5 protein-coding genes are annotated in these 7,715 nt (G+C 33.1%); 3 read left to right on the forward strand and 2 right to left on the reverse strand.

Annotation, left to right across the window (positions count from 1 at the left end):
* The first annotated feature begins 589 nt into the window (after positions 1-589).
* Together CLORY_RS21950 and CLORY_RS21955 are read left to right on the forward strand one after the other, a co-directional pair.
* The gene (locus CLORY_RS21950; protein WP_079428571.1) at positions 590-2,503 is read left to right on the forward strand and encodes an NAD(+) synthase; all 1,914 of its coding nucleotides are present in this window, start codon (positions 590-592) and stop codon (positions 2,501-2,503) included.
* Between the two features lie 20 nt (positions 2,504-2,523).
* Entirely contained in the window at positions 2,524-2,946 is a 423-nt protein-coding gene (locus CLORY_RS21955; RefSeq protein ID WP_079428573.1) for a YaaR family protein, read from the forward strand.
* A gap of 120 nt (positions 2,947-3,066) precedes the next feature.
* Here CLORY_RS21955 and CLORY_RS21960 read toward each other — a convergent pair whose 3' ends face one another.
* Positions 3,067-3,576, reverse strand: a complete 510-nt coding sequence (locus CLORY_RS21960) for a gamma carbonic anhydrase family protein (protein ID WP_079428575.1) — start codon at positions 3,574-3,576, stop codon at positions 3,067-3,069.
* Between the two features lie 413 nt (positions 3,577-3,989).
* On the opposite strand from CLORY_RS21960, the gene CLORY_RS21965 reads away from it, so the two are divergent.
* Positions 3,990-6,950 (forward strand): vitamin B12-dependent ribonucleotide reductase, encoded by a 2,961-nt coding sequence (locus tag CLORY_RS21965; protein WP_079428577.1) that lies wholly within the window; start codon positions 3,990-3,992, stop codon positions 6,948-6,950.
* Between the two features lie 318 nt (positions 6,951-7,268).
* On the opposite strand, the gene CLORY_RS23480 is transcribed toward CLORY_RS21965, so the two are convergent.
* Positions 7,269-7,625: a hypothetical protein gene (locus CLORY_RS23480; RefSeq protein ID WP_079428579.1), complete on the reverse strand. Its 357-nt coding sequence runs from the start codon at positions 7,623-7,625 to the stop codon at positions 7,269-7,271.
* Positions 7,626-7,715: the final 90 nt, after the last annotated feature.

Consider the following 7,715-nt stretch of genomic DNA (forward strand, 5'->3'; position numbering starts at 1 on the left):
AACGCTCCCTGCGGGCTCTGTAAATTATATAGATTGCTAGTTTTAAAGTACCGTCTCTAAAATTTCTACACGTTAATTTTACAGACGTTATTTGATGAAGTTGTATCTTTAATTTTTCTTCGTAGATTATTAAGTGTGATCTTAATTAGAAAGAGAGTTAAAGGCTTCTCTTCAATATGGAAACTGGTATAATTAACTTACTTTTAATAATCCAACTACTTAAAAGCCTATTAATCGTGACAGGGCTCTACGAAGAACCAGGTCTTCGAAGCCAAGACCTGTCCTGCTTAGACAGCTTTTTAAGGTTATTTCTATTAAAATAGATATTAGTTTTAGCAATTTCCAAATTAAAAAGAGGTTTTTTATCTTTCTAAAAAATTAGCGATGCACTTTAGTTTTCTTCGAAGAAATTAAAAAATTGTTATTCCATAGAATAACGTTTATCTAATAGCACTTAGTTTATATTTAAAAGATACATTAAATAATTAACAGCTATTTAATTTACAGAACACGAAGGGCGCAATGACCGGTAGGTCATACCCCCATCGTTGGTTCGCAATTTATTTAAATTATTTGGAGAGTGATACAAATGAATTTCTTAAAGGTTGCTACAGCGTGCCCTAAAATTAAAGTAGCCGATACAGAATATAATCTTAAACAAATAGAGAAATGTATAGATGATGCATTAGAAAAGCAATGTAAATATATATTATTTCCTGAACTTAGTATAACAGCCTATACCTGTGGAGATCTGTTTCTTCAAGATAGGCTTATAGATGAAAGTTATAAAGCATTAGAAGAGTTGTGTAAATACTTAAAGGGAAAGGACATATTAATTGCTGTCGGTTCCCCATTAGTTTTCAAAGATTCGATATACAACTGTGCATTTATAATATTTGACGGAAAAATACTTGGTATTGTTCCTAAAAGCTATATACCAAATTACAGTGAATTTTACGAAAAAAGATGGTTCGCTGAAGGCTTTAATATAAAAAACGAATTGGTTAATCTGCCATTTCAATCTCAAATCCCTTTCGGAGTTGAACTTATGTTTTCAAGCGGCAAGTTTAAATTTGCATTTGATATCTGTGAAGATTTGTGGGTACCTATACCCCCAAGTTCTCAAGCAGCTTTATCAGGGGCAAATATAATCTCCAATCTGTCTGCTTCAAATGAACTTGTAAGTAAAGCTGATTATAGAAAAAATCTTGTTATTTCTCAAAGTGCTAAAACAATGAGTGCCTATCTTTATAGCTCTGCAGGTGTTCATGAGTCTTCCACTGATGTTGTATTTAGCGGTCATATGCTTATAACTGAAAATGGCTCACTGCTTAAAGAAAACACAAGATTTCAGAGAGAAAATGATCTGCTTATCACTATTATAGATATTAATAAGCTTATCAACGAACGAGTTAAAAATTCTAGCTTTCATGGTAATAAATTAAATTATGGAATAAAATTTAATGAAATAGAGTTTAAGTATAAGGACTTAAATATTAGAAAATTTGACCGATATATAGATAAACATCCTTTTGTACCTTCTAACGAAAAACTTGTTGAACAGAGGTGCAAAGAGATTTTTAACATTCAAAAAGCAGGTTTGGCAAAAAGAATTACCCATACTGGTCTTAATAAGGCTGTAGTTGGAATATCCGGTGGACTTGATTCAACACTAGCATTGCTTGTTATAATAAAAACTTTTGATATGCTTAAACTGCCGAGGAAAAATATAATTACGGTTACAATGCCAGGTTTTGGTACTACAGATAGAACCTATAATAATGCGGTGTCGCTTTGCAAACAACTAAACACTAGTTTTAGAGAGGTTAATATCGTTGATGCCTGTATTCAACATTTCAAAGATATTGGTCACGATGCAAAAATACATGATGTTACTTATGAAAATGTTCAAGCGCGAGAAAGAACACAGATACTTATGGATATAGCCAATAAAGAAGGAGGTCTTGTTATTGGAACTGGAGATCTTTCAGAACTTGCACTAGGATGGGCTACCTATAATGGTGATCATATGTCTATGTATGGAGTTAACTGTTCAGTACCAAAAACTTTGGTAAGATATCTAGTGAACTATGTAGCTCAGTATGAAGTTGAAAAAACAATTTCGGAAGTTTTAATAGATATCCTCAATACGCCAGTAAGTCCAGAACTTTTACCTAAAGATTCTGAAGGAAATATTGCTCAGAAAACGGAAGATATAGTTGGTCCATATGAACTTCATGACTTCTTTCTATATTATTTTATAAGACAGGGAGCTTCTCCTGAAAAGATAAAGTATTTAGCTGGTATTGCTTTTGCTGGTGACTATAGTGAAGATGAAATTGATAAGTGGCTTAAGAAATTTATGTTTAGATTTTTCTCACAGCAATTTAAGAGATCCGCACTGCCTGATGGACCTAAAGTCGGCACTATAAGCTTATCTCCCCGCGGAGATTGGAGAATGCCATCAGATGCAAGTCCTAACAGTTTTACTTATGAATTTTAATAATAAAAGGAAGGATTAACATGGAAATAAAAAGAGTTGGTAGAAATGAACCTATAGCCTCAGAAAAAAGGAATGTAACTAATAAAAAAAATTTTTCACAAAGTTTTAACTTTGCGCATCAGAAGAAAAGCGAAGAAGAACTAAAAAAAATGCTGGATGACATAAAAAAGAAAGGAAACAGACTAGCTGTTTCTAAAACCTACGCAGATGTCAGAGCGTATAAAAATATGATTAAGGAATATTTAAGCAATGTACTGAATTATATGTACTCCCTTAAAAAAGATATAAGCTTTTGGCAAACTCAATATTTTATGACTGTAGATGTAATTGATAATAAATTAGAGGAGCTTACTAATATGCTGATGCAGAACGAAAAAGATAATCTTAATATAGCTAGTACTATTGATGAAATAACCGGCCTTGTGGTGGACATATATAAGTAGTTAAGAAGGGAAAAGAGTAAAGTGTAAAGCGAAGAAAAGAATTCAGCTTGAAAGCTGAATTCTTGAGAAAATAGATTTATAGAAATTTTGTGTAATAGAATTTCTTCATTCATTTATTCTTTACTCTTTATTTTCTTTTTTAATAATTGAACTATAATGCTCAGCGGCTTCCTTTATCTTATCAATATCCTGCACCGTAAGTTTTCTTATAACTCTTGCAGGTCTTCCAAGACATAGTACCCCATCTGGTATATTTTTATTTTCAGTAACTATGGAGCCTGCGCCTATAACAGTATTATTTCCAATAACTGCACCATCCATTATTATGGAACCCATTCCAATTAGACAATTGTCCCCTATCTTACAGCCATGTATTATTGCACTGTGTCCAATTGTAACGTGCTTTCCGATTATAACAGGATCTGCATGCGTTGAACCATGAACTACGCAGTTATCTTGAATATTACTCCCCTCCCCTAACTCTATATAGTTATCATCGCCTCGAAGTACAGCTCCATACCATACGCTGGCCCGTTCTTTTATGCACACATTTCCGATAATATGAGTGCCTTCAGCGATAAAGGAATTCTTGTGAACTATCGGAAACTTATCTTTATCTTTATGTAACATATAATTACCACCTTTAAATAGAATACGAACTAAGATAAGAGAAAAGAGAAAAGAGAAGAAAGAAAAGTGAAGGAAGAAATTCTGCTGTGTAGAATTTCTGAGAATTTAAATCTGATAATCAGCAGATAATTTTTTAGAAACTAAGACTAAACCTAGTATTACAAAAGGACTATCAAATAATTAGGATTATCTATACAATCAGAATTCAACATGGCTGAATTTTAACCTTCATTTTCTCTTTTCTCTTTACTCTCAATTTATATAATATCATATTTTGAAAATAATAAAATAAACATTACTAAATATTGTGTTGAGTTTATGAAGAAAATACATTATAATGAACATTGTAGCACTACATATTGTGCTTTTGATTTATCTTACATACTACATGTTGAATATTCGGAGGGAGATTAATGGATTCATTAAGCGGAATTATCAGTAGAAGGTACACTAAAGAACTTGAAACTTCACCAGAAAAAACGGTATTTGATTTATTTAAGTGGAAGAGAGTTGATGTACTTTTAAGGGATTATAAGACAGGAAAAATATTAGTCGACATGAAAAATGTTGAATTTCCAGAAAGCTATTCTCAAAATGCTTGTGATATAATAGCTTCAAAATATTTTAGAAAAGCTGGCGTACCTAATGAATTTGGTTATGAAAATAGCCTTAAGATGGTAGCCAACAGAATGGTAAGGTTCTGGACTGCTGCACTTAAGGAAGAAAAATTGTTAAAAACCGATGAAGAAGAAAAGATATTTTATGATGAGATGGTTTTTGGTCTGCTGAATCAAATGTATGCACCTAATTCGCCGCAGTGGTTCAATACGGGGCTCAAACAGGAATATGGCATCAGTGGTGAAAATAATAGTAACTATTATTTCGATGAAGGTGAAAACAAGGTTGTGATGTCAAAGGACGCTTACAGCAGAACACAAGCTTCCGCATGTTTTATATTATCTATAGAAGATAAACTTCTTGGAGAGCACTCTATTTCTCAGCAGTATGTTACTGAAACGAAATTATTTAAAGGTGGTTCCGGTACGGGTACCAACTTCTCAAATATAAGGGCTGTGGGTGAAAAACTTTCAGGAGGCGGAGTTTCTTCTGGATTAATGAGTTTTTTAAAAGGATTTGATAGAAATGCAGGTGCGATAAAATCCGGTGGTACCACGAGAAGGGCTGCCAAGATGGTGTGTCTTGATATAGATCATCCTGAAATAGAAGAATTTATTACGTGGAAGGCTAAGGAAGAAAAAAAGGTTAGAGCCCTTGGTAAAATGGGTTATGATACTGATATAGATGGTGAAGCTTATCAAACAGTCTCAGGTCAGAATAGTAATAATTCTATTCGCTTTAGTGATCAGTTTATGAGTAAGGTAGATAATCTTGAAAATGAACCAGAAGCGATAATAGAATTAAAAGGCAGAATTGATAACCGTGTTAACAAAAAAGTTAAGGTTTCTAAACTATGGGAGGAATTCAATAATTCAATATGGGAATGTGCAGACCCTGCTCCGCAGTTTGATGATACTTTTAATGCATGGCATACCTGTTCTGCAGGTGAAGACGGTGTTTATAATGCTCACTATAACAGAATAAATTCTACAAATCCCTGTGGAGAATATGCATTTCTTGATGATACCTCTTGTAATCTGGCATCAATAAATGTATATAAATTTTACGATAATAATTTACGAAAATTTGATGTGGAAGGATATCTTCATATAATAGCTCTTTGTCAGCTTGTCCTTGAAGCATCGATCTATTGGGGGCAATTTCCTACTGAAGATATAGCACGAAAAACCTATAATTTTAGAACGACAGGTCTTGGAATATCAAATGTAGCTTCACTGCTTATGGTTATGGGATATCCATATGATTCTGAAGAAGGAAGAAATATTACAGCATCCTTGATTGGTACAATTACAGCAGAATCCTATACTGTATCGGCATTAATGGCTAAAGAGATAGGAGCCTTTAAAAAGTATGATATAAATAAAGAATATATGCTCAGAGTAATACGAAATCACTGTAGGGCCGCCGGTGCGTTAAACAGCGAATATGAAAAATTGACGTATAAGCCTGTAGAGATAAATCATGAGCTGCTTAAAAAAATTGGCTTTAATGATATATCTTTGACGGTGAAAAATAAATGGAAACTTGCTCTGAAACTTGGTGAAAGCTATGGTTATAGGAATGCTCAGGTTTCCGTGATAGCACCAACTGGAACCATATCCTTTGCAATGGATTGCGGAGCTACATCCATTGAACCTTTCTTTAGCCATATAGTGTATAAAAAACTATCTGGCGGTGGTTTTATGACTGTAGTAAATCCAGTAATAGAGACTGCACTTAAAAATTTGGGATATTCCGATATGCAGATTAAAGATATAGTAAGTTATGTAACAAAGACAGAGAAAGTTAAAAATGGAAGCCTTGAATATGATAAACTTGCAGACGGAAAAATTGAAGGTGCTCCACATTTGAAGAAGGAACATCTTGCTATATTTGATACTGCAAATAAATGTGGAACAGGAAAAAGGTATATAAGTGCAGAGGGGCATGTTAAAATGGTGGCTGCAATTACTCCGCTTATTTCTGGAGCTGTATCAAAGACGGTTAATCTTCCTAAGGATGCCTCCGTATCAGATTTTAAGAGGATAATATTAGAGTCCTGGAAGCTTGGTATAAAAGGAATAACTATTTATAGAGATGGTTCAAAGGCAAGTCAGCCGCTTAACACATCTTTAGAAAATACTAAAGAAATACGTTTGGATGATCTAAGCTATCAAGAGTTATTAAAATATGCTTCTGAATTGCAAAGAAATTCTATTCATTCAAGACGTGATAAGCCTGTAGGAATTAGAAGCGGAAGAACTCATCCTGCTCAGATAGAGGATGTAAAGATATATACAACTGTAAATAGAAATGAAGCTGGGGAAATCACAGAGATATATATAACTACTGACAGAGAAGGCACAATTATAACAGGATTGCTTAATTCCTTGTCAAAATCTATATCTGTTATGCTTCAATATCATGTACCTCCTAAGAATATTGCTAGAATGCTTAGAGGTCAGAAATACGAGCCCTATGGGTTTGTAAAGAAACATCCATACATTAAAAGTGTCAGCTCTATTTCAGATTTGGTAAGCAAAATAATAGATATAGAACTTGGTGACTTTTCCAGATGCCAAGTAAAGCCTGAGAAAGGCTCCGAATTGGCTTATGATTTTGAAAAAGAACATAAAGAAAATAGTGGCGAACGAGTTTATGGAGTTACCTGTAAAAATTGTTCCAGCACACATATGGTTAGAAATGGTACCTGCATGGTATGTATGGATTGTGGAACTACTACAGGATGCAGTTAGAAAAGAGCAAAGAACAATTAATGAAAGTAGTTTTATCCATGCATAGAGTCAGTTAAAGGGATGAGTGACCGTCGGAGGCATTTTTCAGCCGGCAGAGGTCACTCATCCCTTATTTTAGTTTCTAGGAAATGTTGTGGCACGAAGGAGATATAGAGTGAATTTAGCAATTGTCAGCAAATTTTATGTAAATTTTCGTTAAGATTTGGGCAGTGTTTGAGGCGTAGCCGAGTTTGCACAAATTAGAAAATTTACATAAAATTTGTGTTACAAGTGCTTAATGAACGGATAAATCTCCGTATTGCCACAACATTTCCTTTTTTATTTTCTCTTATTTTTACTACTATTATTTATATTACTACTATTGTTCTTAGCTCTATTGGGTTTAGCTTTCGGTCTTATTTTTATCTCGTTCTTCTTTTTCCTTTTTTCTCTTAATTCAGATATAAGCATATCATAAAACCATAAAAGTAAGATCGCTGCTACTGAAGATTGCAGAATTACCAAAAGAAGGTTCCTTGTTTGTATAAAGAAAGAAGGAATTACGATTAACAGAGAAACAGCCAGAACTATCCATTTATTAATATGTACTTTACTAAATACAAAAACTTTAAGTAGGTTAAAAATCATGTAAATGACTATACTAAAAATAAGTATATATAAAATTATAAATAACAATTACACTATCTCCTTTCAAATGTACGTAAAATAACACAAATACTATTTTATAGTATTTTATGCATTAAGTAAATTAAAAATATATTAAAT

This window comes from Clostridium oryzae, assembly GCF_002029235.1.
In the GTDB taxonomy this organism is placed as follows: domain Bacteria; phylum Bacillota; class Clostridia; order Clostridiales; family Clostridiaceae; genus Clostridium_AE; species Clostridium_AE oryzae.